26 protein-coding genes are annotated in these 25736 nt (G+C 66.8%); 12 read left to right on the forward strand and 14 right to left on the reverse strand.

What is annotated here, in order from left to right; translation table 11 throughout:
- Positions 1-52: 52 nt before the first annotated feature.
- Entirely contained in the window at positions 53-466 is a 414-nt protein-coding gene (gene irrA / locus CWC60_RS01585) for an iron response transcriptional regulator IrrA (RefSeq protein ID WP_206419712.1), read from the reverse strand.
- 182 nt (positions 467-648) lie between these two features.
- On the opposite strand from irrA, the gene fabA reads away from it, so the two are divergent.
- From fabA to CWC60_RS01600, 3 genes are read left to right on the forward strand one after another with little or no spacing between them, the layout of a single operon-like run.
- Entirely contained in the window at positions 649-1164 is a 516-nt protein-coding gene (gene fabA, locus CWC60_RS01590; protein ID WP_109792302.1) for a bifunctional 3-hydroxydecanoyl-ACP dehydratase/trans-2-decenoyl-ACP isomerase, read from the forward strand.
- 10 nt (positions 1165-1174) lie between these two features.
- Positions 1175-2395: a beta-ketoacyl-ACP synthase I gene (fabB, locus tag CWC60_RS01595; RefSeq protein WP_109792303.1), complete on the forward strand. Its 1221-nt coding sequence runs from the start codon at positions 1175-1177 to the stop codon at positions 2393-2395.
- Positions 2396-2398: 3 nt separating this feature from the next.
- Complete coding sequence (locus CWC60_RS01600; protein ID WP_109792304.1) at positions 2399-3226, forward strand: enoyl-ACP reductase FabI; 828 nt, start codon at positions 2399-2401, stop codon at positions 3224-3226.
- Between the two features lie 12 nt (positions 3227-3238).
- Here CWC60_RS01600 and nth read toward each other — a convergent pair whose 3' ends face one another.
- Genes nth through CWC60_RS01640 form a run of 8 tightly spaced genes read right to left on the reverse strand, consistent with a single transcriptional unit; the run spans position 3239 to position 9124 of the window.
- Positions 3239-3877 carry an endonuclease III gene (nth, locus tag CWC60_RS01605; RefSeq protein WP_109792305.1) on the reverse strand — a complete coding sequence of 213 codons (639 nt, stop codon included), beginning with the start codon at positions 3875-3877 and terminating at the stop codon, positions 3239-3241.
- An 8-nt stretch (positions 3878-3885) separates the two neighbouring features.
- A complete protein-coding gene (locus CWC60_RS01610) occupies positions 3886-4185 on the reverse strand; it encodes an ArsR/SmtB family transcription factor (protein ID WP_109792306.1) in 300 nt (99 codons plus the stop codon).
- Positions 4186-4232: 47 nt separating this feature from the next.
- A complete protein-coding gene (locus CWC60_RS01615) occupies positions 4233-4928 on the reverse strand; it encodes an NnrU family protein (RefSeq protein ID WP_109792307.1) in 696 nt (231 codons plus the stop codon).
- Positions 4929-4935: 7 nt separating this feature from the next.
- Positions 4936-5982: a tetratricopeptide repeat protein gene (locus tag CWC60_RS01620; RefSeq protein WP_164516311.1), complete on the reverse strand. Its 1047-nt coding sequence runs from the start codon at positions 5980-5982 to the stop codon at positions 4936-4938.
- Positions 5979-6236: a hypothetical protein gene (locus CWC60_RS01625; protein ID WP_420891141.1), complete on the reverse strand. Its 258-nt coding sequence runs from the start codon at positions 6234-6236 to the stop codon at positions 5979-5981. Before CWC60_RS01625 ends, CWC60_RS01620 begins: the two co-directional genes overlap by 4 nt.
- Positions 6237-6250: 14 nt before the next feature.
- Positions 6251-7036 (reverse strand): alpha/beta fold hydrolase, encoded by a 786-nt coding sequence (locus CWC60_RS01630; protein ID WP_109792309.1) that lies wholly within the window; start codon positions 7034-7036, stop codon positions 6251-6253.
- A gap of 6 nt (positions 7037-7042) precedes the next feature.
- On the reverse strand, positions 7043-8632 hold the full coding sequence (locus CWC60_RS01635) for a benzoate-CoA ligase family protein (protein WP_109792310.1): 1590 nt from the start codon (positions 8630-8632) through the stop codon (positions 7043-7045).
- 12 nt (positions 8633-8644) lie between these two features.
- The gene (locus CWC60_RS01640; protein ID WP_109792311.1) at positions 8645-9124 is read right to left on the reverse strand and encodes a flavodoxin domain-containing protein; all 480 of its coding nucleotides are present in this window, start codon (positions 9122-9124) and stop codon (positions 8645-8647) included.
- Positions 9125-9223: 99 nt separating this feature from the next.
- Between CWC60_RS01640 and CWC60_RS01645 the strand changes: the two genes are divergently transcribed.
- From CWC60_RS01645 to boxB, 4 genes are all read left to right on the forward strand, one after another.
- On the forward strand, positions 9224-10108 hold the full coding sequence (locus CWC60_RS01645) for a helix-turn-helix transcriptional regulator (RefSeq protein WP_207761178.1): 885 nt from the start codon (positions 9224-9226) through the stop codon (positions 10106-10108).
- Between the two features lie 359 nt (positions 10109-10467).
- Positions 10468-10953 (forward strand): tetratricopeptide repeat protein, encoded by a 486-nt coding sequence (locus CWC60_RS01650; RefSeq protein ID WP_109792313.1) that lies wholly within the window; start codon positions 10468-10470, stop codon positions 10951-10953.
- Positions 10954-11086: 133 nt separating this feature from the next.
- On the forward strand, positions 11087-12736 hold the full coding sequence (boxC, locus tag CWC60_RS01655) for a 2,3-epoxybenzoyl-CoA dihydrolase (protein ID WP_109792314.1): 1650 nt from the start codon (positions 11087-11089) through the stop codon (positions 12734-12736).
- Entirely contained in the window at positions 12733-14151 is a 1419-nt protein-coding gene (gene boxB / locus CWC60_RS01660; protein WP_109792315.1) for a benzoyl-CoA 2,3-epoxidase subunit BoxB, read from the forward strand. The genes boxC and boxB overlap by 4 nt, the downstream gene beginning before the upstream one ends.
- On the opposite strand, the gene CWC60_RS01665 is transcribed toward boxB, so the two are convergent.
- Positions 14148-15731, reverse strand: coding sequence for an ATP-binding protein (locus CWC60_RS01665; protein WP_109792316.1), 1584 nt, complete (start codon positions 15729-15731; stop codon positions 14148-14150). The genes boxB and CWC60_RS01665 overlap by 4 nt on opposite strands.
- Before the next feature lie 180 nt (positions 15732-15911).
- Between CWC60_RS01665 and CWC60_RS01670 the strand changes: the two genes are divergently transcribed.
- From CWC60_RS01670 to CWC60_RS01690, 5 genes are all read left to right on the forward strand, one after another.
- Complete coding sequence (locus CWC60_RS01670) at positions 15912-16601, forward strand: RraA family protein (RefSeq protein ID WP_109792317.1); 690 nt, start codon at positions 15912-15914, stop codon at positions 16599-16601.
- Between the two features lie 74 nt (positions 16602-16675).
- On the forward strand, positions 16676-17758 hold the full coding sequence (locus CWC60_RS01675) for an Ldh family oxidoreductase (RefSeq protein WP_109792403.1): 1083 nt from the start codon (positions 16676-16678) through the stop codon (positions 17756-17758).
- Positions 17759-17863: 105 nt separating this feature from the next.
- Positions 17864-19183: a mechanosensitive ion channel family protein gene (locus CWC60_RS01680; RefSeq protein ID WP_109792318.1), complete on the forward strand. Its 1320-nt coding sequence runs from the start codon at positions 17864-17866 to the stop codon at positions 19181-19183.
- A gap of 12 nt (positions 19184-19195) precedes the next feature.
- Positions 19196-20428: an MFS transporter gene (locus tag CWC60_RS01685; RefSeq protein ID WP_109792319.1), complete on the forward strand. Its 1233-nt coding sequence runs from the start codon at positions 19196-19198 to the stop codon at positions 20426-20428.
- A gap of 79 nt (positions 20429-20507) precedes the next feature.
- Positions 20508-21710, forward strand: coding sequence for a pyridoxal phosphate-dependent aminotransferase (locus CWC60_RS01690; RefSeq protein WP_109792320.1), 1203 nt, complete (start codon positions 20508-20510; stop codon positions 21708-21710).
- A 165-nt stretch (positions 21711-21875) separates the two neighbouring features.
- Here the strand turns inward: CWC60_RS01690 and acuI are convergent, their stop codons facing one another.
- The 4 genes from acuI to hrcA all read right to left on the reverse strand — a co-directional run bounded on the left by acuI (position 21876) and on the right by hrcA (position 25695).
- Complete coding sequence (acuI, locus tag CWC60_RS01695) at positions 21876-22868, reverse strand: acrylyl-CoA reductase (NADPH) (protein WP_109792321.1); 993 nt, start codon at positions 22866-22868, stop codon at positions 21876-21878.
- Between the two features lie 68 nt (positions 22869-22936).
- Positions 22937-23902, reverse strand: coding sequence for an ATP-grasp domain-containing protein (locus CWC60_RS01700; protein ID WP_109792322.1), 966 nt, complete (start codon positions 23900-23902; stop codon positions 22937-22939).
- A 23-nt stretch (positions 23903-23925) separates the two neighbouring features.
- Positions 23926-24603, reverse strand: a complete 678-nt coding sequence (locus CWC60_RS01705; RefSeq protein WP_109792323.1) for a nucleotide exchange factor GrpE — start codon at positions 24601-24603, stop codon at positions 23926-23928.
- A gap of 42 nt (positions 24604-24645) precedes the next feature.
- The gene (hrcA, locus tag CWC60_RS01710; protein WP_109792324.1) at positions 24646-25695 is read right to left on the reverse strand and encodes a heat-inducible transcriptional repressor HrcA; all 1050 of its coding nucleotides are present in this window, start codon (positions 25693-25695) and stop codon (positions 24646-24648) included.
- Positions 25696-25736: the final 41 nt, after the last annotated feature.

Here is a 25736-nt window from a genome sequence, read left to right on the forward strand (position 1 = left end):
AATTCTAAACTAATGCAGTTGCGACGCGATTGCAAATACTTCTTGCCGGCAGCTATTCGTCGGACAGGCGGATGATCACCTCGGCGCTCTCGACGCGCATGCCCTTCGGGGCCGATGGCAGGTCGCCCAGCGCGATCGCCGCGCCGGGAATGTCGATCAGTTCACCGGTGCGGGAATGATAGAAATGGTGGTGATCGCTGACATTGGTGTCGAAATAGGATCGCCCCGGATCCACCACGACCTCGCGCACCAGCCCCGCCTTGCGGAACTGGTGCAGGCAATTGTAGACGGTGGCGAGCGACACGGCGACGCCGGCCCTCAAGGCCTCGTCGAAGAGCTGCTCCGCCGTGAGGTGGCGATCGCCGCCGTCGAAGATCAGTTCCGCCAGCGCGACGCGCTGGCGCGTCGGCCTGAGACGGGCCGCACGGAGACGATCGACGAGCTTCGATGTTTCGGTTTCCGACATATCGCTTATATAGCGAGGAGAACAGGCGAACGGAACCCCTCTCGCCGCGGGACCGGCGGAGGTCCCGTCGCCGGGACATTCGGGTTTTGCGGCCAAGATGTTACGGTTATAGTCGCCGCGGAGTTCCGCACCAACCACCGCCGGACCGCCGGGTCCGGCCGAGCACCTATCGAGGCGACCTTTTGAGCGAACGTCAGTCCAGCTACACATATGAAGAACTGCTTGAATGCGGCCATGGGCGGCTGTTCGGAGAAGGCAATGCGAAGCTGCCATTGCCGCCGATGCTGATGTTCGACCGCATAACGAAGATCAACCAGGACGGCGGCGAGTACGGCAAGGGCGAACTGGAGGCCGAGCTCGACGTCAAGCCGGACCTCTGGTTCTTCAAGTGTCATTTCGAGAACGACCCGGTGATGCCCGGCTGTCTCGGTCTCGACGCGCTGTGGCAGTCGGTCGGCTTCTTCCTGGGCTGGCTTGGCCTGCCGGGCAAGGGGCGCGCACTGGGCGTGGGCGAGGTCAAGCTTGGCGGCCAGATCCTGAACACGGCCAGGCTGGTCACCTATCACCTGTCGATCAAGCGCACCATTGCGCGCCGGCTCGTCCTCGGCATCGCGGATGGCGTGGTCAAGGTCGACGGCGAGGAGGTCTACCGCGCCAACGATCTGAGGGTCGGACTGTTTACCACCGCCAACAATTGAGGGCTGCGCCTTGAAAAGAGTAGTCGTCACGGGCCTCGGCATCGTCTCTTCCATTGGCAACAACAAGGAAGAGGTGACGGCCAGCCTCAGGGAAAGCCGGTCAGGTATCGTCTTCGCGGACGAATACGCCGAACTCGGGATGCGCAGTCAGATTCACGGCTCGATCAAGCTGGATCCGGCGGACCACATCGACAAGCGCGTGCTGCGCTTCATGGGACCGGGCGCCGCCTACAACTACATCGCGATGAAGGAGGCGATCGCCGACGCCGGACTGGAGGAGAACGACGTATCCAATCCGCGCACCGGTCTGATCGCCGGCTCCGGCGGACCTTCCACCTCCAACCAGGTGCAGGCGGCCGACATCGCCAGGGAGAAGGGCGTGAAGCGGATCGGCCCGTTCATGGTTCCGCGATGCATGTGCTCGACCAACTCCGCCAACCTCTCGACGGCGTTCAAGATCAAGGGGATGAGCTACTCCATCTCGTCCGCCTGCTCCACCAGCGCCCACTGCATCGGCAACGGCTATGAATCGATCCAGCTCGGCAAGCAGGACATCGTCTTCGCCGGCGGCGGCGAAGAGCTGCACTGGTCGCTGTCGATGCTGTTCGACGCCATGGGCGCGATGTCGAGCAAGTTCAATGACCGGCCCACGGAAGCCAGCCGCGCCTATGACCGCGACCGCGACGGTTTCGTCATCGCCGGCGGCGGCGGCATGGTCGTTCTGGAGGAACTGGAGCACGCCCGCGCCCGCGGCGCGAAGATCTATGCCGAGGTCGTCGGCTACGGCGCCACTTCCGACGGCGTTGACATGGTCGCGCCCTCCGGCGAGGGGGCGAAACGCTGCATGGGCCTGGCGCTGGGCACCGTCGGCGGCACGCCGGTCGACTACATCAACGCCCATGGCACCGCGACCCCGGTCGGCGACATCATCGAACTGAATGCAATCCGCGAGGTGTTCGGCGAGAACCTCCCGAAAGTGAGCTCCACCAAGAGCCTGACCGGCCACAGCCAGGGCGCCGCCGGCGTGCATGAATCGATCTATTCCCTGCTCATGCTGGAAAACGACTTCCTCGCCAAGTCCGTGAACATCGACAATGCCGACGACGGTGTGGGCGATTATCCGCTGGTGCGCGAACGGATCGATAATGCCGGCCTCAACTGCGTGATGTCGAACAGCTTCGGCTTCGGCGGCACCAACGCCAGCCTCGTATTCAAGCGGCTGGCGGACTGATCGATGAAGACAGAGGGCATCCTGACCGGCCGCCGCGGACTTATCATGGGGGTCGCCAACGATCATTCCATCGCCTGGGCGATCGCCAGGGCAGCGCATGCGGCAGGCGCGAACCTGGCCTTCACCTACCAGGGCGACGCCATGCTGAAGCGGGTGAAGCCGTTGGCGGAGTCCGTCGGCGCAACCTTCCTTGAACCCTGCGATGTCGGCCAGCCGGGCGATCAGGCCCGGGTCTTCGAGAAGCTGGGGCAGCAGTGGGACAACCTGGACTTCGTCGTTCACGCCATCGCCTTCTCCGACAAGGGCGAGCTGAAGGGCCGCTATGTCGATACCAGCCCGGCGAACTTCCAGCGCACGATGGAGATCAGCTGCTACTCCTTCACCGAAACGGCCCGCCTCGCGGCGCCGCTGATGAAATCGGGCGGCAGTCTTCTCACGCTCTCCTTCTCCGGCGCCGAGCGCTGGATGCCGAGCTACAATGTCATGGGCGTGGCCAAGGCGGCGCTGGAGGCCAGCGTGCGCTACATCGCCGTCGACCTCGGCGCCCAGATGATCCGCGTCAACGCCATATCGGCCGGCCCCATGCGCACCGTTTCCGGCGCCGCCGTGGGCGACGCGCGCTATGTCTTCGGCTACACGCGTGACCACGCGCCGCTGATGCGCGCGATCACCCAGGACGATGTCGGCGGCGCGGGGCTCTACCTGCTCTCCGACCTGTCCTCGGGCGTCACCGGGGAGGTCCACCATGTGGACTCCGGATACAACGTCATGGGCATGATGAATCCGCATCAGCTCGACAAGCACGCCGACAAGCCGGTCAAGCCGGAGTAGCACGACAGCGCCTCAGGCGGCTGTCGTCTTTGCCTTGTAGCGGCAGAGATCGCTGACCACGCAGTTCGGACAGTCGGGCTTGCGCGCCTTGCAGACATAACGCCCGTGCAGGATCAGCCAGTGATGGGCGTGCCGCCGATAGGGCTCCGGCACGCGCTTCAGCAGTTTGGCCTCCACTTCGTCCGGCGTCTTTCCTCTGGCCAGTCCAGTGCGGTTGGATACCCGGAACAGATGGGTGTCCACTGCGATCGTCGGCTGTTCGAACCAGGTGTTGAGCACAACGTTGGCCGTCTTGCGCCCCACGCCGGCCAGTTTGACCAGCTTATCGCGGTCGCCGGGCACCTCGCCGCCATGCTCGGCGATGAGCTGCTCGCTGAGACGGATGACGTTCTTCGCCTTGTTCCTGTAGAGGCCGATCGTCTTGATCAGGTCGCGGACCCGATCCTCACCCAGTTCCAGCATCTTCTCCGGCGTGTCGGCGAGCTGAAAGAGCGGGCCCGTGGCCTTGTTGACGCCGATGTCGGTCGCCTGCGCCGACAGCACCACCGCGACCAGCAGGGTGTAGGCGTTGTGGTAGACGAGTTCGCCTTGGGGCTCAGGATTCGCCGCCCTGAGCCGGGCGAAGAATTCCTCGCGTTCGGCCTTGTTCATGAGGGCCTTTATGGCCGCCGGGCCGCGTCGCTTTCAACAAGATAGTCGGCGAGCCAGGCCCGCGCGGCTTCGACGCCTTCCGGGTTGAGACTGCAGCGTTTCATCCGGCCGTCCCGGCGGCGGTGTATCAGGCCGGCCTGCTGCAGCACGTTGAGATGCTTGGTGATGGCCGGCATCGACATGTCGAAAGGTTCGGCCAGTTCGCCGACCGTCGCCTCTCCCCGGTTCAGTCTTGTCAGGATGGCCCGGCGTGTCGGATCGGCCAGAGCGCCGAAGACGCGGTCGAGGTTCGGTTTACTATTAACCATATAGTTAATATATGGACCGCGGGCGCGTCTGCAAGCCCTGGATTCACCTAGCCGGGTAGCGGATAGGTTCCCATCAGATAGGGATGGGCGTGCAGAATGGCCATGAAGACGACGAAGCCGATGGCCAGGCGCCACAACCTCAGTTCGCCGAACACCAGCCGGTTTCGGCCCTGAATGATGGCCAGAAACGGCACGATCGACGTGACGGCGGCGAAGCGCTCCCACCCCGCCAGGCGGCGGCGCGACTTGCGGTCGATCAGCACCGTGCCGGCCGCGGCGAGCAGGCCGAGGCCGCCGAAGAAGACGATGGCCCGCAGGTCGCCGCGCACGATCAGATGAGCCACGGACCAGAGCACGACGCCGGTCAGGAAAGGATGGCGCGTGATGCGCAGGAAGCCCGTGGCCGGGTCGCCTTTCCTGGCCACGCCGCCGCCGCCGACCGCCGTCGGGCTGCGCCCGATCAGGCCGCCGACGCCGATCAGCAGGGCGACGAACATGAGCACCAGGGTGACGTATTGCGCGACGCCATGGTTCATCCACAGAACCGGGCCGGGCGGCGCTGCATTGAATGCGAGCACCATCCAGAGCAGCGCGGCGATCGAGAGGACCGAGAAGGCGATGGCGTAGCCGGCCTCCCCCAGCGCTCCGGTCAGCCTGTTCCGCAGCACGCTGGAGGGGATGACATGGATCGCCAGAAAGACCGCGGTCGCCACAACCAGGTGCCAGAACTCACCCACAGGCATGTTTACGTTACTCCTGTTTCCCGGCTTCGCCGTCCTGCATGGCCTTGTAGGTTTCCAGGCGCTGCCGGGCCTGAGGATGCCCCGCCCGCGCCGCCGCCGCCAGCCATTCCAGCGCCATGTCCATGTCCTTCCGGACGCCCCGTCCCGTCGCCAGATGATTGCCCATCAGGTACTGCGCGTCCGGATGGCCCTGCTCGGCGGCGCGGCGATACCAGAACACGGCTTCCGACTGGTCCGGCTCGCCGAAAGCGCCGTGAGCGCTCCAGACGCCGAGCTGGAACTGGGCGTCGGGCAGTCCCGCCCGAGCCGCGCGCAGGACCAGTTCGAAAGCCTTCTGGGATGAGGGGTTCACGCCCCTGCCCGACATGTAGAGCTGCGCCAGGGCGAGGTCGGCCTGCGGCAGACCCTGAGCCGCGGCGCGCTCGAACCACGTCTTCGCGGCAGCGGGGTCGGGCTCGCCCAGCAACTCGGTCAGGTGCAGGACGCCGAGGTGATACTGGCCGAGGGGGTGACCGGCCTGTGCTGCGGCGCGGAACAGTTCGATCGCGCGTTCGTTCGACTGGGCGCCCGCGATGCCCTGCTGATAGAAGACCCCCAGCGTCGCCTGCGCGGCCGGATAACCTTGCGCCGCAGACAATTCGAACAGGCCCCGCGCCCGCGCCGCGTCCGGGGACGCGATGCCGAAGCCGTTGGCATGAATGGTGCCCAGACGATACTGCGCCATCGCGTCGCCGGCCGAAGCAGCCATTTCCAGCGCCTCCATGGCGCGGCCGAAATCCGGCTCGACGCCGTCACCGTCGAGCAGCATCTCGCCGAGACGGGCCGCGGCCTCGCTGGAGCCGTTGTTCATCGCCTCGCCGTACCAGTAGACGGCCGTCTCGGGATTCGGCTCCGGCCCTTCCGGGTCGCCGTAGTAGTCGCCGAGCGCGATCTGCGCCTCGACCTCGCCGCCGCGCGCCGCATCCCACAGTTCCTGGGGCGTCCGGTCATCGGCGGCCGCAGCCACCGAGACCAGAAGCACGACGGCGGCCAGCATGGCGACGACCCGGATCATGCCCCCTCGGCGGCGTGGCGGCCGGCATCCGTCAGCCGGCAGACCAGCCAGTCCGGCTTGATCGGATTGTCGAACCATGGCTCGGCCCAGCCCTTCTCGATGCAGATCCTGATTGTCCGCGCGGACACAGCCTGACCATCCTCATCGAACAACGGCAGCTTGCCCCCGGGTTGAACCAACCCGCGCCTCAGATAGCTGAGCTGTGCCGCCGACGGCGCGTCGTCCATTCTGTCATTGTCGCCCCCTCGCGCCATGCCGGGATGGTAGCTCAAGCCAGTGAGGCCGAAAAGCGGCGGATGGCTGGCAGGACCGCCTCGGGGCGGTCGCGGTGCGGGCTGTGACCGCAGTCCGGCAGCAGCAGGGTCTCGACCGGACCGGCGACACCCCGGGCGATGCCGTCGACCTGCTTCTCCGTGCCGTACTCGTCGCCCTCCCCCTGGATGACCAGGCACGGCGCCTCGATTCGCGGCAGCAGGTCGACCAGGTTCCACTCGTCGAAGGCGCCGCTCAGCCAGGCATCGGCCCAGCCGCGGAAGGCGCAGTCGACATTGTCGCCGTGATGGCGGGCCAGCGCCTCGCGCAGCTTACCGCGTTCGTAAGCCTCGCGGGCCCTGGCGATGGATTCGATGCTGACCGTTTCGGCAAAGATGTGCGCGGCCATGGTGACGAGGCCGACGAGACCGGACCGGGCCGCCAGCGCGGCGTAGGCGAGCGCGATGGAGCCGCCATCCGAATGACCGACCAGCAGGTGCGGGCCGATCTTCAGCGCCGAGAGCAGTTCCGGCAGCACTGTCCGGCCCTCGTCATGCATGTAGCTGATGGGCCGGGGTAATCGGCACGGGGCCGAGCGGCCGTAGCCATAGCGGCTGTAGGCCAGCACGCGTAGGTCCAGCGCCGCGGCGAGGCGATCGGGAAAATCGCGCCAGAGGTCGACGCAGCCAAGACCCTCATGCAGCAACACCACCACCGGTTCGTCGGCGCCGGAGACCGGCCGCCCGTACCAGCGGTACTCGATCCGGCCGCCGGCCAGTTCCACGAAATCGGACCCGGCCAAGACCCGTCAGTCCCTCAGCTTGAAACGCTGCGTCTTGCCGGTCGCGGTCTTCGGCAGTTCATCGACGAAGTTGATCCAGCGCGGATACTTGTACTTCGCCAGCCGGTCCTTCACGAAGCCCTGCAGTTCCCCGGCCAGCGCGTCATCGCCGGTGCGGCCCTCCGCCAGGGTCACGAACGCCTCCGGCTTGACCAGGCCATCATGGTCCGCGCGGCCGACCACGGCGGCTTCCAGTACGGCCTCATGCTCGCCCAGGGCCGATTCCACCTCGAAGGGCGAGACCCAGATTCCACCGACCTTGAGCATGTCGTCGGACCGCCCCTGGTAGACATAGCAGCCGTTCTCGTCGATCAGGTACTTGTCGCCGGTCCGGGTCCACGGCCCGTGGAAGGTCTCCAGGCTCCTCGCCCGGTTGTTCCAGTAGGCCACGGCTGAGGACGGCCCGCTGATCCACAGATCGCCGATCTCGCCCTGCGGCACGGCCTGACCGTCTTCGGTGGTCAGCTTCGCCTCGTAGCCGGGCACCGGCTTGCCTGTCGTGCCGTAGCGGACCTCGCCGGGACGGTTGGACAGGAAGATATGCAGCATTTCCGTGGAGCCGATGCCGTCGATGATGTCGACGCCGAATCGCTGCCGCCAGCGTTCGCCGACATCCCGCGGCAGGGCCTCCCCGGCGGAAACGCAGAGACGCAGGTCCGCATCTTCCCGTGCCGGCTTGAGCGCCGGATCGGCCAGCATGCCGGCGTAGAGCGTCGGCACCGCGTAGAACACGGTCGGATTGTGGTCGTTCAGGCGCTTCAGGACGCTTTCCGGCGTTGGCCGTTCCGCCATCAGCACCGCCTTGCCGCCGACATAGAGCGGAAACGTCATCGCATTGCCCAGCCCGTAGGCAAAGAACAGCTTGGCGGCAGAGAACACGGTGTCGTTCTGGCTCAGTCCGAGGATCTGCTGGCCATAGAGGACCGCTGTATTGACCATGTCGGAGTGGATGTGGACCGCGCCCTTCGGCCGGCCCGTCGAGCCGGAGCTGTAGAGCCAGAAGCAGGTTTCGTCCGCCAGGGTCTCCGCCGGCGCGAGATCGGCGTCGGCGCGGGCCATGAGGTCGGCAAGCCGCGGCCGCCCCCCGGCCGCCTCGCCGGAGACGACGACGTCCCGCACGAAGGGCTGATCTTCCAGCGCGCTTTCGATGACGGGATAGAGGGCGTCGGAGACGAAGACCGCCCTGGCCCGCGAATCCCTGAGCATGTAGGCGTAATCGTCGGCCGTCAGCAGCGTGTTGACGGGCACGGGCACGATGCCGGCCTTGATCGCGCCGAAGAACAGCGCCGGGAAATCGATGGTGTCCAGCATCACCATCATGATGCGGTCCTCGGGCTGCAGCCCCAGCGCCTTCAGCGCATTGCCCGCGCGGTTCACGCGCCGGGCAAGCTCGCCATAGGTGACCTGTTCGCGGTCGTCGATGAAGGCGACCCGCTCGCCGCGGCCCTCGGCGATGTGACGGTCGATGAAGTCGGCCGCGGCGTTGTAGGCCCGCGGGACCCGGATCTCAGGCGGGCTGGCGCCCCAGTCGACCTCGGTGAAGCGCGAAAGGTTCATGTGATCCCCCCATCATGCGGCCTCCTGGCTGCGGTTCAGTTCCCCCAGCCATTGCCTGACCCATTCGACGCCTGCATCTTCCGGCAGGTCGCCGCCGCTGGCATTGTGTGCGAAGCGTTCGCCGATCTGGCGCGCGCCGCGTTCCCGCAACACCTTCTCGAACCGTTTGCCGCCGTGGTTGAACGTGTCGGCGTAGGTCGAATCGCCCAGGCCGAAGACGCCGAAGCGGATGCCGCTCAGGTCCGGCGCCTTCTCTTCCAGGGCCTCGTAGAAATCGAGCGCGTTGTCTGGCACGTCGCCCTGACCGTAGGTGGACGTGACGATCAGATAGACGGCCTCGACGTCGTCAAAGACCGTCTCGTCCAGATCGTCCATCAGCAGGATTTCGGTCTCCCGCTCGGTTTCGGCCTCGATCGCCGCCTGCATGTCCTCGGCGACCATTTCGGCCGTGCCGGTCATGGTGCCGACGAGTATCTTGATCGGATCGGCCATGGGTCCACGCTCCCAGTTGCGGTTCCGCCGCGCGCCCGCCCCTATAGCCCATAAGCGGATGCGCCGCCAGATCAAATGCATTATACTGCAGGCATGACAATGCGCGAGCCGCCTGCCCGAGACCAGATGGATCCGACCGCCGCCTTTCTCCAGGGGGTCGGCACACGGGTGCGCGATGCACGCGCCCGTCACGGCATGACGCGCAGGGATCTCGCCAAGCATTCCGGGGTCTCTGAGCGGCATCTGGCCCAGCTCGAGGCGGGCAAGGGCAACATCTCGATCGTCCTGCTGCGGCAGGTCGCCGGCGCACTGGCGACGCCGCTGTCGGAACTGCTCGACGACGGCCCCGACCGCTCGCCCGATCACAGGTTGCTCGCCGGTATGCTGGACCAGTTGGGGGCGGATCAGATCGCCGAGGCGCGCCGGCTGCTGGAACAGCGCTTCGTGCGCAGCAGCGAGCGCAATGGCCGTCTCGCGCTGATCGGATTGCGCGGCGCCGGCAAGTCGACCGTCGGCCGGCTGGTCGCGGCGCGGCGCGGCAGCGAATTCGTCGAACTGGCCGAAGAAGTCGAACGGGTCGCCGGGCTCGGTCTGGACGAGATATTCGAGTTTTCCGGGCAGGCCGGCTATCGCCGTTTCGAAGGCGAGGCGCTGCGGCGTCTGCTCGGCGACCGCCGGCAGGCCGTGCTGGCGACGGGCGGCGGCATCGTCTCCAACCCGGCAACGTTCCAGATGTTGCTGGGCGGCTGCTTCACGATCTGGCTGCGGGCCGACCCGCAGGCGCACATGGCGCGGGTCGTGGCCCAGGGCGACCAGCGGCCGATGGCCGGCAACCGGCAGGCGATGGAGGATCTGGAGCGCATCCTGCGGAACCGGGAAGCGCTCTATGCGCAGGCGGACGCGGTCGTCGACACCTCCGGATTGGCCCCCGATGCGGTGGCCGAACGCGTCCTGCGCTGCTGGCCCGCTGTCCGGGCCGCATGAGCGGCTGGCCGTCAAGTGACCGTCGTCGCAAATTGCAATGTATGATGTTCGGCCGCAGTGCCGCATTGAGACGTATCGACAAAATCGGACACGGAATGCGACCAGGCGGCATCCGGTCGGCCGGGGCGCCTGAGGCAAATCCGACGCGAACTTCCGGGACGTATGAATCAAGGCTTGGTTGTTGGTTCGGATTCTCGACATGAAGGCTTCGGTCAACCGGCAGCAGGTGCGGGTAATCCGTATTGGCCCGTGATTTGCTTGTACTGCACGCGAAAGCGCACGAAGAGGGTTGCGTCAGGTTCCATTTCGTACGGACCAGTTTGTTGCGTATCGGAATCCCGGGAAGGAAGGATCGAGACATGTTCATCAGGACGGCCATTACCTCCATCTCCATGCTGGTCGCGCTTGGCGTCGGAACGGCGCAGGCGGGCCTCAAGGAGGCGGAACAGCTCTATGCCGCCGGCGATCACAAGGCCGCGTTGCAGGAATATGTGAACACCGGCGGGCAGGGTGACGTGGAAGCCACGTTCCGCGCCGCGCAGATGTTCGAGCGCGGCGAGGGCACCGGCGAGCCCCGCCTCGACAAGGCCGCCGCGTGGTACCAGACCGCCGCGCGCGCCGGGCATCTGACCGCGCTGAAGTCGCTGGCGGAGATGTTCGCCGCGGGACGCGGCGTCGACGAGGACAAGGTTCAGGCGTACGCGCTGCTTGAGATCGCGGCGCAGAAGGGCGACTCCGAGGCTGCGGAGGTGCGCGACAAGCTGAGCGCCGACCTGCGCCCCGGCCAGGTCGCCGCGGGCCAGCGCCGGGCCGAGAAGCTGGCGCCCAAGTACGAAGGCTCCTGAACCGACCCGACCACCGATTCCGATAGCTTGGGAGACGCCCGCCGGCACATGGCGGGCGTCTCTCATTTCGGGTTGTTGGCTCTTCTTGCATGCATTATAGTGCATGTTCAGGACAAGGGAGAGCCGCTGCCCGATGATCGACTTCGAGAGACATCCCGACAGCTACCGCCACTGGCGCCTGGACATCGACGGCGAGATCGCCTGGGTGCGCATGGACGTCGATGAAAAGGGCGGGCTGCGCGACGACGTCGAGCTGAAGCTCAACTCCTACGATCTCAGCGTCGATATCGAACTATACGACTGCATTCAGCGTCTGCGTTTCGAGCACCCCGAAGTCCGGGCCGTGATCCTGACCTCGGCCCATGACCGGGTGTTCTGCGCCGGCGCCAATATCCGCATGCTGGCCAGCGCGACGCACAGCCACAAGGTCAACTTCTGCAAGTTCACCAACGAGACGCGTCTGTACATGGAGGACGCGACGGAGAATTCGGGCCAGCGCTACATCTGCGCGGTGACCGGCTCCTGCGCCGGGGGCGGCTATGAACTGGCGCTGGCCTGTGACTGGATCATGCTGGCCGACGACGGCTCTTCCTCGGTGTCCCTGCCCGAGGTGCCGCTGCTGGCGGTGCTGCCCGGCACCGGCGGACTGACGCGACTGGTCGACAAGCGCCGGGTGCGCCGCGACCGGGCCGACTTCTTCTGCACCACCGAGGAAGGCGTCCGGGGCAAGCGCGCTGTCGACTGGAAGCTGGTCGACGAGACCGTGCCGCGCAGCAAGCTGATGGAAGCCGCGGAGAAGCGCGCGCACGAATTCGCCGCCGCTTCCGACCGGCCCGCGGACGCCAAGGGCGTCGAGCTCACGCCGCTGGGACGGAAGATCGACGGCGACGTCATCCGCTACACCACCGTCCGCGTCGAGATCGACCGGGAAGCCCGCGCCGCCGAGATCACGGTGCGGGGTCCGCAGGCCGACGCGCCGGCGGACGCCGCGGCCGCCGAAAGGGAGGGCGCGGGCTTCTGGCCGTTGCGTCTGGCCAGGGAACTGGACGACGCCATCCTGCATCTGCGCATCAACGAGGAAACCATCGGCGCCTGGGTGTTCCGCACCGAGGGCGACGGCGAACGCGTGGCCGGCCACGACGCGCTGCTGGCCGGCAACATGGACAACTGGTTCATCCGCGAGGTCGCGCTCTATCTGCGCCGGGTGCTGAAGCGCGTCGACGTCTCGGCGCGGTCGCTGTTCGCCTTCATCGAGCCCGGGAGCTGTTTCACCGGCGTCCTGCTGGAACTCGCCCTGGCCGCCGACCGCTCCTACATGCTCGACGGCCAGTTCGAAGGCGACAACCGGCCGCCGGCGGCCCTGAGGCTGACCGTCGCCAACCGCGGGGCCTATCCGATGGGCAACGGACTCACGCGCCTGCAGAGCCGTTTCCTCGGCGATGAGGCGGCGCTCGCCGCTGCGCTGGAACGCGACGGCGAAGACGTGGAGGCATTGGAAGCCGAGGAACTCGGCCTCGTCACCTTCGCGCCCGACGACATCGACTGGGAAGACGAGGTCCGCATCGCGCTGGAGGAGCGCGCCGCATTCTCGCCGGACGCGCTGACGGGCATGGAGGCGTCGCTCCGCTTCGCCGGTCCCGAGACCCTGGAAACCAAGATCTTCGCCCGCCTCTCCGCCTGGCAGAACTGGATATTCCAGCGCCCCAACGCCACCGGCGAGAAGGGCGCGCTGCCACTCTACGGCTCCGGCGAGCGCACCGAATTCGACCAGAGGAGAGCCTGATGGCGATCGACTACGTCAACAAGATCCCGAACAATGTCGACCTGTCCGACAATCGCCGCCTGCAGCGCGCGCTTGAGGCCTGGCAGCCGAACTTCCTGAGCTGGTGGGACGACATCGGTCCCCTGGGATTTCAGCAGAAGGACGTCTACCTGCGCACCGCGACCTCGGTCGACGCCAAGGGCTGGGCCCATTTCGACTATGTGAAGATGCCGGACTACCGCTGGGGCATCTTCCTGGCCGACCGCAATCCCGACCGGCAGATCAATTTCGGCGACCACAAGGGCGAGCCCGCCTGGCAGGAAGTCCCGGGGGAGTACCGCGGCGTGCTGCGCCGTCTGATCGTCACCCAGGGCGACACCGAGCCCGCTTCCGTCGAACAGCAGCGCCTGCTGGGCGCAACCGCGCCGTCGCTCTATGACCTGCGCAATCTCTTCCAGGTCAATGTCGAGGAAGGCCGGCACCTTTGGGCCATGGTCTACCTGCTGCACGCCCATTTCGGCCGCGACGGCCGCGAGGAGGCCGAGGCCCTGCTGGAGCGCCGCTCTGGCGACGAGGACAAGCCGCGCATCCTGGGCGCCTTCAACGAGAAGACGCCGGACTGGCTCAGTTTCTTCATGTTCACCTACTTCACCGACCGCGACGGCAAGTACCAGCTCGCCAGCCTGGCGGAGTCCGGCTTCGATCCGCTCTCGCGCACCTGCCGCTTCATGCTGACCGAGGAAGCCCATCACATGTTCGTCGGCGAGACCGGCATCGGCCGCGTCATCGACCGCACGCTGGAGCTGATGAAGGAGCACGACACCGACGACGTCAGCCCCTTCGGCGGCGTGAATCTCCCGCTGCTGCAGAAATACCTGAACTTCCACTTCTCGGTATCGGTGGATCTGTTCGGTTCGGAACTCTCCACCAACGCCGCGAACTACTACACGATGGGCCTCAAGGGCCGGTTCGAGGAAACGCGGAAGGACGACGACCACCTGCTGAAGGACGCCAGCCACGAGGTCATGCACCTGGAGGACGGCCGCTTCGTCATGCGCGACGATCCCGCGCTTCAGGCACTCAACGAGGCGCTCCGCGACGACTACGTCCTCGATTGCCAGCGCGGCGTGGACCGCTGGAACAAGGCGATCGCCAAGGCGGGCGTCGACTTCCGGCTGAAGCTGCCGCACCGGGCCTTCCATCGCCAGATCGGGCAGTTCGCCAGCATCCACTGCACGCCGGAAGGCAAGCTGATTCCGACGGAAGAGTGGAATGCGCGCTGCCATGAATGGCTGCCGACCGACGAGGATCAGAAGTACGTCGAATCGCTGATGAAACCGGTCTACGAGCCCGGAAAGTTCGCCGCCTGGATCGCGCCGCCGCGCCGCGGCATCAACGGCCGGCCCATAGACTTCGAGTATGTCCGCTTCAACTAGCTGACGGACCGCCGTCCGCGCCGGGTCCGCGTCTCGCCTCCTTCGGCTGCGTGACCGATGATGCAGTCGGGCGGAAAGGTCACGCGCGCCGTCAACCCCTTGCCCGGCGCGCTGTCGATCCAGATCGAGCCGCCATGCATGGCGGCCAGTTCACGCGCGATGGGCAGACCGAGACCGATGCCGTCGACATTGGCGAAACGCGGGTCGCCGGCCCGCTCGAAGGGCTGCAGTAGCCGGCGGAGTTCGGCCTTCGCGATGCCGACGCCATCGTCGGCGATGATCACGCCCGCTTCCATCGCATCGCCGAAGATGCGGATCGAGACAATGGCGCGCGGCCCGGCGTACTGCACCGCGTTGGCGACCAGATTGCCGACGATCTGGCGGAATGCGCGCCGGTCAACGCTGAGCACCGGCGCCGCCGAGGCGGGTTCGACGCGCACGAACACCCCGTGCTCCGAGGCCACAGGCTCGTAGAGGCCGACCACGCGACGCACCTCCTGATCCAGATTGACCGCCTCGCGGCGCAGTTCCATCGCGCCCGACTCGATCTCGGAGAAGCCGATCAGGTTTTCGACGATGCTCATCAGCCGCTCGCCGCTCAGCTTGATGTCGCGCGCATAATCCAGGTATTTCGGGTTGTTCATCGGCCCGAAAGCCTCGCTGCCCATCAGTTCGGAAAAGCCGATGATGGCGTTGAGCGGCGTGCGCAGTTCGTGGCTGACATTGGCCATGATGCGCGACTTGGCCTCGGAGGCCGCTTCGGCATGAATGCGCGCCTGGGCGAGCTGGCGATTGCGCTGGCGGGCATAATCGAGCGCGCGCCGCAGCCGACGCATCAGCACCAGAAAGACGGCGCAGATCGCGGCCAGACCGGCCAGCAGGGCCAGCATCGGCCAGAATGTCGGATTGGACGGATCGATCACGCGGCTCAACGAAGGAAACAGCGGGGGCAGCGCGATACTGACCGCCTGAACGCCGCGCACGTCGCCGGCCTTCCAGTCGTCACGCGGCGAATCGGGATGGGTGTTGTGGCAGGCCGCACAGCCGGCGCCCATGACCACGGGCTCCGCGTGGCGCAGGCGCAGCCCGTCGCCATCACGGACGACCCGGCTGAAAGCCGGCTCCCGGTTGTTCACCAGCCGCTCCAGCGCCTCCGCCTCGAAGGCGTTGCGCGGCCCGCCGTCATCCCGGTAGTCGAACGGGTGACCACTGAAAAAGCGGAATTCGGCGGGACGGACCAGGTCGTTGATCCAGATTCCCAGTTCGATCGACATGGTCGCCGGCGTGGGAATCGCGCGTTCGCGCTGATGGTAATCGCGGGCAACTTCCAGACCGCCGATACGGGCCCGGGGCACGACCACGGAGGTGTAGTATTCGCGGACGGCGGTGAGGGTTGCCGAATAGGACCGTGCGCTCTCCAGCGCGGTACGGTAGCGCAGGTCGTCCAGCACCATCGCAGCGAGTACGGCGATCAGGCCCAGACCGGCGGCGGCAAAGAAGGCGACGGACACGACCGGCCGCCGCGCCATGGCGTCGATGACCTTGCGCGCCTGGTGCAGAATGCTCCGCCGTCCGTCCACGGATCTTCTCTTTGCAGGTTGTCCGGCTCCTGCCGAACCATGACCGGCCCGCGTTAAATTTGCGTTCACCTCCCTCTGCGCCCGTTCGCAGCCGGGAGGCTCATATCGGGGTGTGCCGGCGACCGCCGCGCGCTAGGCTGCGGAGAACGATCCCCCAACGGGACCGAGGGAGGAACTGGAATGCTCGAAGACGCGCCGCTGGTGACGGTGCGGCGGAACACGCCGCGGCCGAGCGCCGAACAGGTCGCCGCGATCACCGGGGCGCCGACGGGATTCGTCGTCGACGCGCTGGGCGGGCGCGGCGCCATGGGACCCGCGGTCAAGCCCGTCATTGCCGGTCAGTCGGATTTCTGCGGCGTGGCGGTGACCTGCCATACCGGGCCGGCGGACAATCTGGCCCTGCTCGCGGCCCTGCCGCTGCTGCAGCCGGGCGACGTGGCGGTGGTCGCGACCGACGGCTATGTCGAGACCGCCGTGGTCGGCGATCTGGTGCTGCAGATGGCGAAGAACCGGGGCGCCGCGGCTCTGGTGACCGACGGCGCGGTACGCGACACGCCGGGCATCCGCCATGTCGGTCTCCCCTGTTTCGCGACTGCGGTCACGCCCAACTCCCCGGCCAAGAATGGCCCCGGCGTGGTCAACGAACCAGTCGTGCTGGCCGGGCTGACGGTCGCCGCCGGCGATATCGTGGTCGGCGACGTCGACGGCGTGGTGGTCGTGCCCCATGCCCGTATCGACGCGGTGATCGCAAAGCTGCACGACGTGCGCCGCGCCGAGGCGGAGATGCTGGCGAAGGTCGAGGGCGGGCTTGGCGTGCCGGCCTATATCGAGGACATGTACGCCAGCGGCAAGGTCCGGGAGATCGGATGACGCCGGCGGAAGAAGGGGGAATCATGAACGAGATTCGCGAACGCGACGGTCAGGTCTTCGTGCCGGTCGAGACCATGCACCGCGTCGGCGCGGCCACTTTCGAGGCGGCGGGCTGCGCGCCCGAGGAAGCGCGGCGCATCATCACCCGGCTCGCCGGCGCCAACCTGCGTGGTCACGACAGCCACGGCGTGATCCGCATACCGCGCTATGTGCAGTGGGCCGAGGACGGCGTCCAGATCCCCGGCCAGACGATCGCGCTGATGGTCGACCAACCGGTCTTCGCGGTGATCGACGGCCGCTTCGGCTTCGGCCAGACCATCGGCGAGCAGGCCGTCGACATCGGCATCGCCAAGGCGAAGGAACACGGCGTCTCGCTGACCGCGCTCAGGAACTCGGGCCATCTGGGCCGCATCGGCGACTGGGCGGAGCGTGCGGCCGAGGCCGGGCTGGTCTCCATGCACATGGTCAATGTGCGCGGCTCCCTGCTGGTCGCGCCTTTCGGCGGCATCGACCGGCGCAGCAGCACCAATCCCTTCTGCATCGGCGTGCCGCGGGAGGGCGAGGAGCCGATCGTGCTCGACTTCGCCACTTCCCTGGTGGCGGAGGGCAAGGCGCTGGTGGCGCTGAAGGGCGGCAAGCCCCTGCCGCCCGACGCCATCGTCGACGGCGAAGGCAATATCACTGGCGATCCCCGCCCGCTCTATGGCGACGTCTCCGACGGCGCCTTTCCCGACCCGGCCAAAGGGCCCGGCGCGCTTCGCGCCTTCGGTGAACACAAGGGCTTCGGCATGAATTTCATGATGGAGATGCTGGCCGGCGCGCTGACCGGCTCCGGCACGGCCGGCGCTCTGGGCGAGGAGGAGCGGCGGCGGTTCTGCAACGGCATGCTGTCCATCTACATCGATCCGTCAGCGCTGGCCGCCGCACCGCGGGAGATGGGCAGTGGCCTGTTCGAGGAGATCACCGCCTACGCCGCCTTCGTGAAGTCGGCGCGACCCACGGCGCCCGGCGGCGAGGTGCTGATCCCCGGCGAGAAGGAGCGCCAGGTGATGGCGGAACGGCTGGAAAGCGGCCTGCCGCTGGCGCCGGAAGCATGGGCGGATATCGTTGCCACGGCCGCGCGAAAGGGCGTGGACCTGACCGGGGCGGCGGCCTGACCGGAACCCTCCGCCGGGGCGGTCAGCAAGATTGTTGCAGACGCGGCCGCCCCCCTTGGCCAAGATCGTGTGCAGCCGCACAATGGAAATCGGGTCTGCGTGATCATGGAACGGCTGGAAATCTGGTTGGAACGCAACCTGGCGCTGGTTGAAACCACGCTGAGCGGGACCGCGTTCTACTATCAGCTCGGCGCCATCGCGGCCGCGCTCGCCGCATCCTGGCTGCTCTCCACCCTGATCCAGCGCCGCTTCTTCTGGTTCAGCCGGGAGCCGAAGGCGTCCGAGGGCTACGAGATCAGATGGGCCTTCTTCCGCGCCCGCACGCTGGTCTTCCCCTTCACGTGCGTGGTCGTCTTCGGCGCTCTCTCGGTCTTCGGCGAGACCGCGTTCGGGGAGAACTGGCTGATCCGCATCGCCCAGGGCGTCTCGGTGGTTCAGCTCATCTACCGCCTCGGCACGCACCTGATCCGCAACCAGGCGATCAACCGCATCCTGACCTTTATCGGCCTGCCGATCGCGCTGCTCTACGTCTTCGGCTGGCTCGACACGGTGACCAGCGAGCTCGAGGAAATCAGCTTCGAGATCGGCAATATCCATTTCTCGGCCTACACGATCGTGCGCACGCTGATCTTCGGCGCGGTGCTGTTCTGGCTGGGGCGTATCTCCAACCGCACCGGCCAGAAAGTCATCCGCAGCCAGAAGCAGCTCGACACCTCCACGAAGGAAGTGGCCGCCAAGCTGTTCCAGATCGCGCTGTTCGTGCTGATCTTCATCCTGCTGCTGCAGATCATGGGCATCGACGTGACCACCCTGGTGGTCTTCGGCGGCGCCATCGGCGTCGGCCTCGGCTTCGGTCTGCAGCAGATCGCGGCGAACTTCATCTCCGGCATCATCATCCTGCTGGACCGTTCGATCACCATCGACGACTACATCCAGCTGGAGGACGGCCGCGCGGGCCGGCTGCGCGAACTCAACATGCGCTACGCCATCCTGGAGACCTTCGACGGCAAGGACATCATGGTGCCGAACGAGCAGTTCATCACCACGGCCTTCACCAACTGGACGCATCACAACCAGAAGCAGCGCTACGCGCTCAACTTCCAGGTCGCCTACGACACCGACCTGGAAGCGATGTTCCCCATCATCCGTGACGTCGTCGCCAGCCATCCGAAGGTGCTCAGCGGCGAGCACATTCCCATCGCCGAACGTCCGGATGCGGAAATCCAGGAGTTCGCCGATTCGGGCATCACGATCCTGGTCGAGTTCTGGATGGAGGGGATCGATGATGGCGACAACCGCGTCGGCGGCGATCTGCTGCTGATGATCTGGTCGACGCTGAAGGCGCACGGCATCGAGATCCCGTTCCCGCAGCGGGAGATCCGGCTGCTGAAGGACCAGGACCAGACCCCGAATGCATCCGCCTGACCGGGGCCGGCCGTGACCGTCCGGCTCGCCATCGCCGCTCTCGCCATCGGCCAGACCATCGTCTGGGCGGGCACCTACTATTTCTTTCCCGCCATGCTGCTGCGCTGGGAAACGGTGGAAGGCTGGCCCAAGACGACGCTGACCGCCGCCTTCGCCGCCGCCCTGGTGCTGACGGCGCTGGTTTCCCCGCTGGCCGGCCGCCTGATCGACCGCGGCCGCGGGCCACAGACCATCGCAGGCCTCGCCTTCGTTGCCGCGGGACTGGTGGCGCTGCTGCCCTTCGCACCGAATATCTGGGTCTTCGCCGCCCTGTGGCTGGCGATCGGCATCTGCATGGGCGGCTGTCTCTACGAGCCCTGTTTCGCCCTGATCACGCGGACCCGCGGCGCGGCGGCGCGGCGCGCCATCACCATGGTGACGCTGGTGGCCGGCTTCGCCAGCACGGTGAGCTTCCCCCTCAGCCATTACGTCTCCCGCGAAGCGGACTGGCAGACCGCCGCCTTCGTCTTCGCCGGCCTGATCGCATTCGCCGGCGCGCCGCTGCTGCTGTTCGGCGCGCGGACGCTGGAACACGCGCACGGCGCCGCGGGCGCAGCGGCGCCCGCCGAGACCGCTCACGGCGGCATTGCCGCAGCCGCGGAGCGCACCGTCGCCCAGGTGCTGCGCAGCCCCGTCTTCCTGTTGCTGGCGCTGGCCTTCGCGCTGCTCTCGCTGAATCACGCCGTGATCATCAACCATATCCTGCCGATCCTGGACGACCGGGGCGTCTCGCCGGAGCAGGCGGTGCTGGCGGCCTCGCTGATGGGGCCGATGCAGGTCGCCGGCCGTGTCGCCATGATGCTGTCGGAGCGGCACCTGTCGAACCATGTCATCACCACCTACTGCTTCGGCGCGCTGTTGCTGGCAACGGTCTGTCTCTTCACGGCGTCGTTCTGGCCGCTGCTGATCTTCGCCTTCGTCGTCCTCCAGGGCAGCGGCATCGGCATCTTTTCCATCATGAAACCGGTGATGACCCGCGATCTGCTGGGGGAAAAGAATTTCGGCGCGATCTACGGCTCGCTTGCCCTGCCGACCATGCTGGCCTTCGCCCTGGCGCCGTTCCTCGGCACGCTGCTCTGGGCCGCCGGCGGCTACGACTTCGCGATCATGGTGATCGGCGCGCTGACCCTGGCCGGCCTGATCGCGTTCCGGGCCGCCTCCGCCCAGGCGCATGCGGCGGCCGGCGCAGGGCCTCGCCCTTCTTGAATTGCCTCCGCGCCGGGCGTAGTTTCCCGCCGGCCCGTCGCAGGGGCCTCACGCAAAACATCATTCCGGAGCAGGAACCATGTCGATCCTTGCCGAATCGCTGAGCCGCATCAAGCCGTCGCCGACCATCGCGGTCACGGCCAAAGCCCGCGAGCTGCGCGCCATGGGCAAGGACGTCATCGGACTGGGCGCCGGCGAGCCGGACTTCGATACGCCCGACAACATCAAGGAAGCGGCGATCAAGGCCATCCGCCACGGCGAGACCAAGTACACCAACGTGGACGGTACGCCGGAGCTGAAGGCCGCGGTGAGCCAGAAGTTCAAGCGCGAGAACAACCTGGACTACGCGCCCGAACAGATCACGGTCGGCACCGGCGGCAAGCAGGTGCTCTACAACGCGCTGATGGCGACGCTGAACCCGGGCGACGAGGTTCTGATCCCCGCTCCCTACTGGGTGTCCTATCCGGACATGGTGCTGCTGGCCGGCGGCACGCCGACCTTCATCGAGGCCGGCGCCAACCAGGGCTTCAAGCTGGTGCCCGAGGAACTGGACAAGGCGATCACGAAGAAGACCAAGTGGCTGATCCTCAACAGCCCGTCGAACCCCTCCGGCGCGGCCTATACCCGCGAGGAGCTGGCGGCGCTGGGCGAGGTGCTGAAACGCCACGAACATGTCTGGGTCATGACCGACGACATGTACGAACACCTCGTCTATGACGACTTCGAGTACTCGACCATCGCCGAGGTCTGCCCGTTCCTCTACGACCGCACGCTGACGGTCAACGGCGTCTCCAAGGCCTATGCGATGACCGGCTGGCGCATCGGCTATGCCGGCGGGCCGGTGACGCTGGTGGCGGCGATGGCCAAGATCCAGTCGCAGTCGACCTCCAACCCCTCCTCCATCAGCCAGGCGGCGGCCGTCGAGGCGCTGACCGGCCCGAACGACTACATCGCCGAGCGCAACAAGGTCTTTCAGGAACGGCGCGATCTGGTGGTCGCCATGCTGAACGATGCCGAGGGGCTGCATTGCTCGACGCCGGAAGGCGCGTTCTACGTCTATCCGTCGTGCGCCGGCTGCATCGGCAAGACCACGCCCGACGGCAAGAAGATCGGCAACGACACCGACTTCGTCACCTACCTGCTGGAAAGCGTCGGCGTGGCCTGCGTGCAGGGCGAGGCCTTCGGGCTGAGTCCGCATTTCCGCATCTCCTACGCGACCTCGACCGAGGCGCTGAAGGAAGCCTGCACGCGGATCCAGAAGGCCTGCGCCGATCTGAAGTAGGGCGATGTGCCCCTGCCCCGGCTATGACGGCCGACTGGGCTCCGGGATCGAATCCCGGAGCGGGCAAAAGCCGGTGGCACTTTCAATTCATCCCCGTCCCGGGGCTTGACCCTGGGACCCAGCCCGGGGTCAAGGCCTGCCCGGAACGGGACCGGGGCAGGCGCCTCAGGCGTTGACGTCGACGATGACCCGGCCCCGCACCTGGCCCTTCAGGATCTCGGGCGCCAGTTCCAGCACCTTCTGCAGCGGCGCCATCTCCGACATGGCGTCCAGCTTGTCGAGCGGCAGGTCGACGGCCAGCCGGGACCAGGCTTCCTGCCGCGCCGGCATGGGCGCGTAGACGGAATCGACGCCGGCCAGATTCACCCCGCGCAGGATGAAGGGCAGCACCGTGGTGGGCAGGTCCGGCCCGCCGGCCAGGCCGCACGCCGCGACGCAGCCGCCATAGGCCGTTTGCGCCAGCGCGTTGGCCAGAGTGTGGGAGCCGACGGTGTCGACCACACCCGCCCAGCGCGGTTTCTGGAAAGGCTTGCCCTGTTCGGAGAGTTCGGTGCGGTCGATGATGTTCGCCGCACCGAGATCCTTCAGATAGCCGTGGGTCTCCTCACGGCCGGTCGAGGCGGTAACCGAGTAGCCGAGCTTGGCCAGCACCGCGACCGCGACCGAGCCGACGCCGCCGGCCGCGCCGGTGACCAGCACGTCGCCCGATCCGGGCGCCACGCCATGTTTCTCCAGCGCCAGCACGCAGAGCATCGCCGTATAGCCGGCCGTGCCGATGGCCATCGCCTGCTTCAGGTCGAGACCGTCGGGCAGACGCACCAGAATGTCGCTCTTCACCCGCGCCTTCTGGGCATAGCCGCCGCTCTTGTCCTGGCTGAGGCCATAGCCGTTCACGACCACGCGGTCACCGGGCTTGAAGGCGTCGGTTTCCGACGACGCCACGGTGCCGGAGAAGTCGATGCCGCAGACCATGGGAAAGCTCTCGCAGATCTTGCCCTTGCCCGTGACCGCGAGGCCGTCCTTGTAGTTCAGGGTCGAATAGGCCACGTCGACGACCACATCGCCTTCGGATAGCTGGTCGAGACCGATCTCCTCGATCTTCGCCTCGTAGCCGGCGTCGGTCTTGTTGGCGACGATGGCTCTGAACGTGTCACCCATGATGCGCTCCTCCCAAACGGCTGTTATCCGCGTACTACCTAGAGCATCGCCCGGTCCGGGCCAAATGCCTATGCGTCGAAGGCCCGCGCCAGCGCCGCCTGGTAGATTTCGACCGCCCGTGCGCGCCGCTCTGCGCCGGCGCGGGCGAAATGCTCCAGCATGACGCCGGCATTGATTTCCATCACCGCCGGCACGCCGTCGACCGCCTCTGCGATGTCAACGCTGCCGAACCGCAGGCCGACCGCCTCGGCCGCGCGCAAGGCGATCTCGCCGTTGGCGGCGACGGTGGGATGGCTCGATTCCAGTTCCTTCGGCCGCGCGCCATGGCCGAGATTGTGCCGCCAGCCGACGGTGACGATCTCGCCCCTGTCCGGCGCCCGGTCCAGTTCCCGCGGCGTGCGGGCGGCCAGCCATTCGCCGAAGGCCTCCGCCATCTCCGGTGTCATGACCGCGGCGGCAAGCTGGCGCAGGGTGCGCTCTCCGTCGCCGACCACGGCGGGCCTGGTCTTGTCGTAGGCGAGCACGATTTCGCCGTCCAGGATGACGAAGCGTTGTTCGGCAGCGATCTCGACAAAGGGCGAGAGCGCGATGGAACGGCACCCCTGCAGCAGCATGTGGACGACGCGCTCCAGCTCGGCCACTGAATCCACACGGTGAACATCGTTGCCGCTGGTGCCCTCGTTGGCCTTGACCACCACGTCGCCGCCGAAGTCCGCGAAGGCCTTCAGCAAGGCCTGCCAGTTGCCGGACTGTCCGGTGAAGCGATGCATGATCGGCTCCAGGAACAGCCGGTGCTCGATCATGGGCACGCCCGCGGCGCGCAACACCTCGAAGCTGGCGGCCTTGTCGTTGGCAACCCTGAGGCATGCGGCGCCATTGAGCCCGACGTCATAGCCGAAGACGAGGTGGCGCCGGCCCGCCGCCTCGAGCACCAGGATCCAGTCATGCGAAAGCCGCGTCAGGGCAAGGCCGCGGCGCTCGGCGTAGTCCACCACCGCCTCGACCAGAAGCCGCTCGTCATTTCGGATCGGCACGCGCCCCGCTCCGGCCGCCGGCCTCAGGCCTGGGTGTCCACCCTCTGGCCGGCGGAACGGCTCTGCGCCTTCGTCACCACGACGCGTGCGGGACGCAGCAGACGGCCGTTCAGGGTGTATCCGGTCTCGATCACCTCGATGCAGATTCCCGGCGGCGCGCCGGGGACGTCGATCTCGGTCATCGCCTCGTGCAGATTGGGGTCGAACTTCTGGTCCCTGGCTTCGATCACCCGGATGCCATGACGTTCGAAGATCTGCTGCAGCGCGGCCCGGGTGATCTTCACACCCTCCAGCACCGCCATGGTGTTCTCGTCCGCACCTTCCTCCGGCGCGGCGTCGATGGCGCGCTGCAGATTGTCGGCGACCTCGCACATGTCGCGCGCGAACTTCTGGACCGCGAACTTCTGGGCGTCCTCGCGGTCGCGCTGCGCGCGCTTGCGGGTGTTCTCCAGGTCGGCCAGCGTGCGCACCAGCCGGTCCTTCAGCGATGCGTTCTCCTCGGTCAGCACGGCCAGTTCGTCGGGCTCACCCGCGACCTCGTTCTCGGGCGGCGCGGCCGGCGCGTCGGGCTCCTGCTCCATGTCGTTGGCCGCCTGCTCGGCCGCCGCCGCCGCCGCATCCTCGCTGTCGGCGATTTCCTCGGTCGGCCGGCTCTCGTCGACCTTGTCCTCGGGCAACTTCTTGCCGTCTTCCTGCATCATCGTTCGGTCCTGAATTCTGGAGGGCGCATCGTGGGCCGAGGCTCAGCCGATCAGCTTTCCGATCACGCGCGCGGTGTAGTCCACCATGGGAATGATGCGCGCGTAATTCAAGCGCGTCGGGCCGATCACGCCGATCGAGCCGACGATCTGCTGATTGCTGTCGGAGAAGGGCGCGACGATCATCGAACTGCCCGAAAGGCTGAACAGCTTGCTCTCGGAGCCGATGAAGATGCGCACGCCCTCGCCTTCGCCGGTGAGGTCCAGCATGTTCACCAGGTCGCTTTTCGTCTCGAGATCGTTGAACAGGCGCCGCACCCGCTCCAGATCCTCGATCGCCTGTACATCCTCCAGCAGCCGTCCGCTGCCGCGGATGATCAGGCGGCTGGAGCCGTCGCCGCCGGCCCAGTCGGCGAGCCCCGCCTCCACCACCTGGGACGCCAGCGCGTCGAGCTGCGCCTGATGTTCCTCGATCTCCTTCAGGATCGCGTCCCTGGCCTCGGTGATCGTGCTGCCCCGCAACCGCTCCGAGAGGTAGTTTCCTGCCTCCTCCAGCGACGAGGGCGGCAGGCCGGGCGGCAGCGCGATCAGCCGGTTCTCGACCACGCCGCCGACCGTGACCATGACCACCAGCGCCTTGTCGGGCGCCAGGCTGACGAACTCCAGATGTTTGAGGGGCTGATCGTTCTTGGGCACCGTGACCAGTCCGGCGTAGCCCGACAGCGTGGACAGCATGTCGCTGGCCTGGGTGAGCATGTCCGTATAGTTGCGGCCGACAGCGACGCAATGCCCCTCGATCGACGCCCGCTCGTCATCGGTCAGATCGCCGATTTCGAGGAATCCGTCGATGAACAGCCTCAAGCCCACTTCGGTCGGCATGCGGCCGGCCGAAGTGTGCGGCGAGTAGAGCAGCCCGAGTTCTTCCAGATCGGACATCGTGTTGCGGACGGACGCCGGCGAAAGCGCGGTATGGAGCCGGCGGGAGATCGTGCGCGAACCCACTGGCGCCCCTGTCTCCAGATAGCCCTCAACGATATGTCGGAAGATTTCGCGGCTGCGTTCGTCCAGTGACTGAATGACGGCCTTGTCGTGCATCTTCCCATGTTACCGAAAAAACGGATGTGTTGCGGAAGTTA

The sequence above is a fragment of the Minwuia thermotolerans genome, assembly GCF_002924445.1.
In the GTDB taxonomy this organism is placed as follows: Bacteria; Pseudomonadota; Alphaproteobacteria; order Minwuiales; family Minwuiaceae; genus Minwuia; species Minwuia thermotolerans.

Coding starts and splice junctions, on each gene's coding strand:
- irrA (WP_206419712.1), bottom strand. CDS start 466: ATGTCGGAAACCGAAACATCGAAGCTCGTCGATCGTCTCCGTGCGGCC.
- CWC60_RS01600 (WP_109792304.1), top strand. CDS start 2,399: ATGAAGACAGAGGGCATCCTGACCGGCCGCCGCGGACTTATCATGGGG.
- nth (WP_109792305.1), bottom strand. CDS start 3,877: ATGAACAAGGCCGAACGCGAGGAATTCTTCGCCCGGCTCAGGGCGGCG.
- CWC60_RS01610 (WP_109792306.1), bottom strand. CDS start 4,185: ATGGTTAATAGTAAACCGAACCTCGACCGCGTCTTCGGCGCTCTGGCC.
- CWC60_RS01615 (WP_109792307.1), bottom strand. CDS start 4,928: ATGCCTGTGGGTGAGTTCTGGCACCTGGTTGTGGCGACCGCGGTCTTT.
- CWC60_RS01620 (WP_164516311.1), bottom strand. CDS start 5,982: ATGATCCGGGTCGTCGCCATGCTGGCCGCCGTCGTGCTTCTGGTCTCG.
- CWC60_RS01625 (WP_420891141.1), bottom strand. CDS start 6,236: ATGGCGCGAGGGGGCGACAATGACAGAATGGACGACGCGCCGTCGGCG.
- CWC60_RS01635 (WP_109792310.1), bottom strand. CDS start 8,632: ATGAACCTTTCGCGCTTCACCGAGGTCGACTGGGGCGCCAGCCCGCCT.
- CWC60_RS01640 (WP_109792311.1), bottom strand. CDS start 9,124: ATGGCCGATCCGATCAAGATACTCGTCGGCACCATGACCGGCACGGCC.
- CWC60_RS01645 (WP_207761178.1), top strand. CDS start 9,224: ATGCGCGAGCCGCCTGCCCGAGACCAGATGGATCCGACCGCCGCCTTT.
- CWC60_RS01650 (WP_109792313.1), top strand. CDS start 10,468: ATGTTCATCAGGACGGCCATTACCTCCATCTCCATGCTGGTCGCGCTT.
- boxC (WP_109792314.1), top strand. CDS start 11,087: ATGATCGACTTCGAGAGACATCCCGACAGCTACCGCCACTGGCGCCTG.
- CWC60_RS01670 (WP_109792317.1), top strand. CDS start 15,912: ATGCTCGAAGACGCGCCGCTGGTGACGGTGCGGCGGAACACGCCGCGG.
- CWC60_RS01675 (WP_109792403.1), top strand. CDS start 16,676: ATGCACCGCGTCGGCGCGGCCACTTTCGAGGCGGCGGGCTGCGCGCCC.
- CWC60_RS01680 (WP_109792318.1), top strand. CDS start 17,864: ATGGAACGGCTGGAAATCTGGTTGGAACGCAACCTGGCGCTGGTTGAA.
- CWC60_RS01690 (WP_109792320.1), top strand. CDS start 20,508: ATGTCGATCCTTGCCGAATCGCTGAGCCGCATCAAGCCGTCGCCGACC.
- acuI (WP_109792321.1), bottom strand. CDS start 22,868: ATGGGTGACACGTTCAGAGCCATCGTCGCCAACAAGACCGACGCCGGC.
- CWC60_RS01705 (WP_109792323.1), bottom strand. CDS start 24,603: ATGATGCAGGAAGACGGCAAGAAGTTGCCCGAGGACAAGGTCGACGAG.
- hrcA (WP_109792324.1), bottom strand. CDS start 25,695: ATGCACGACAAGGCCGTCATTCAGTCACTGGACGAACGCAGCCGCGAA.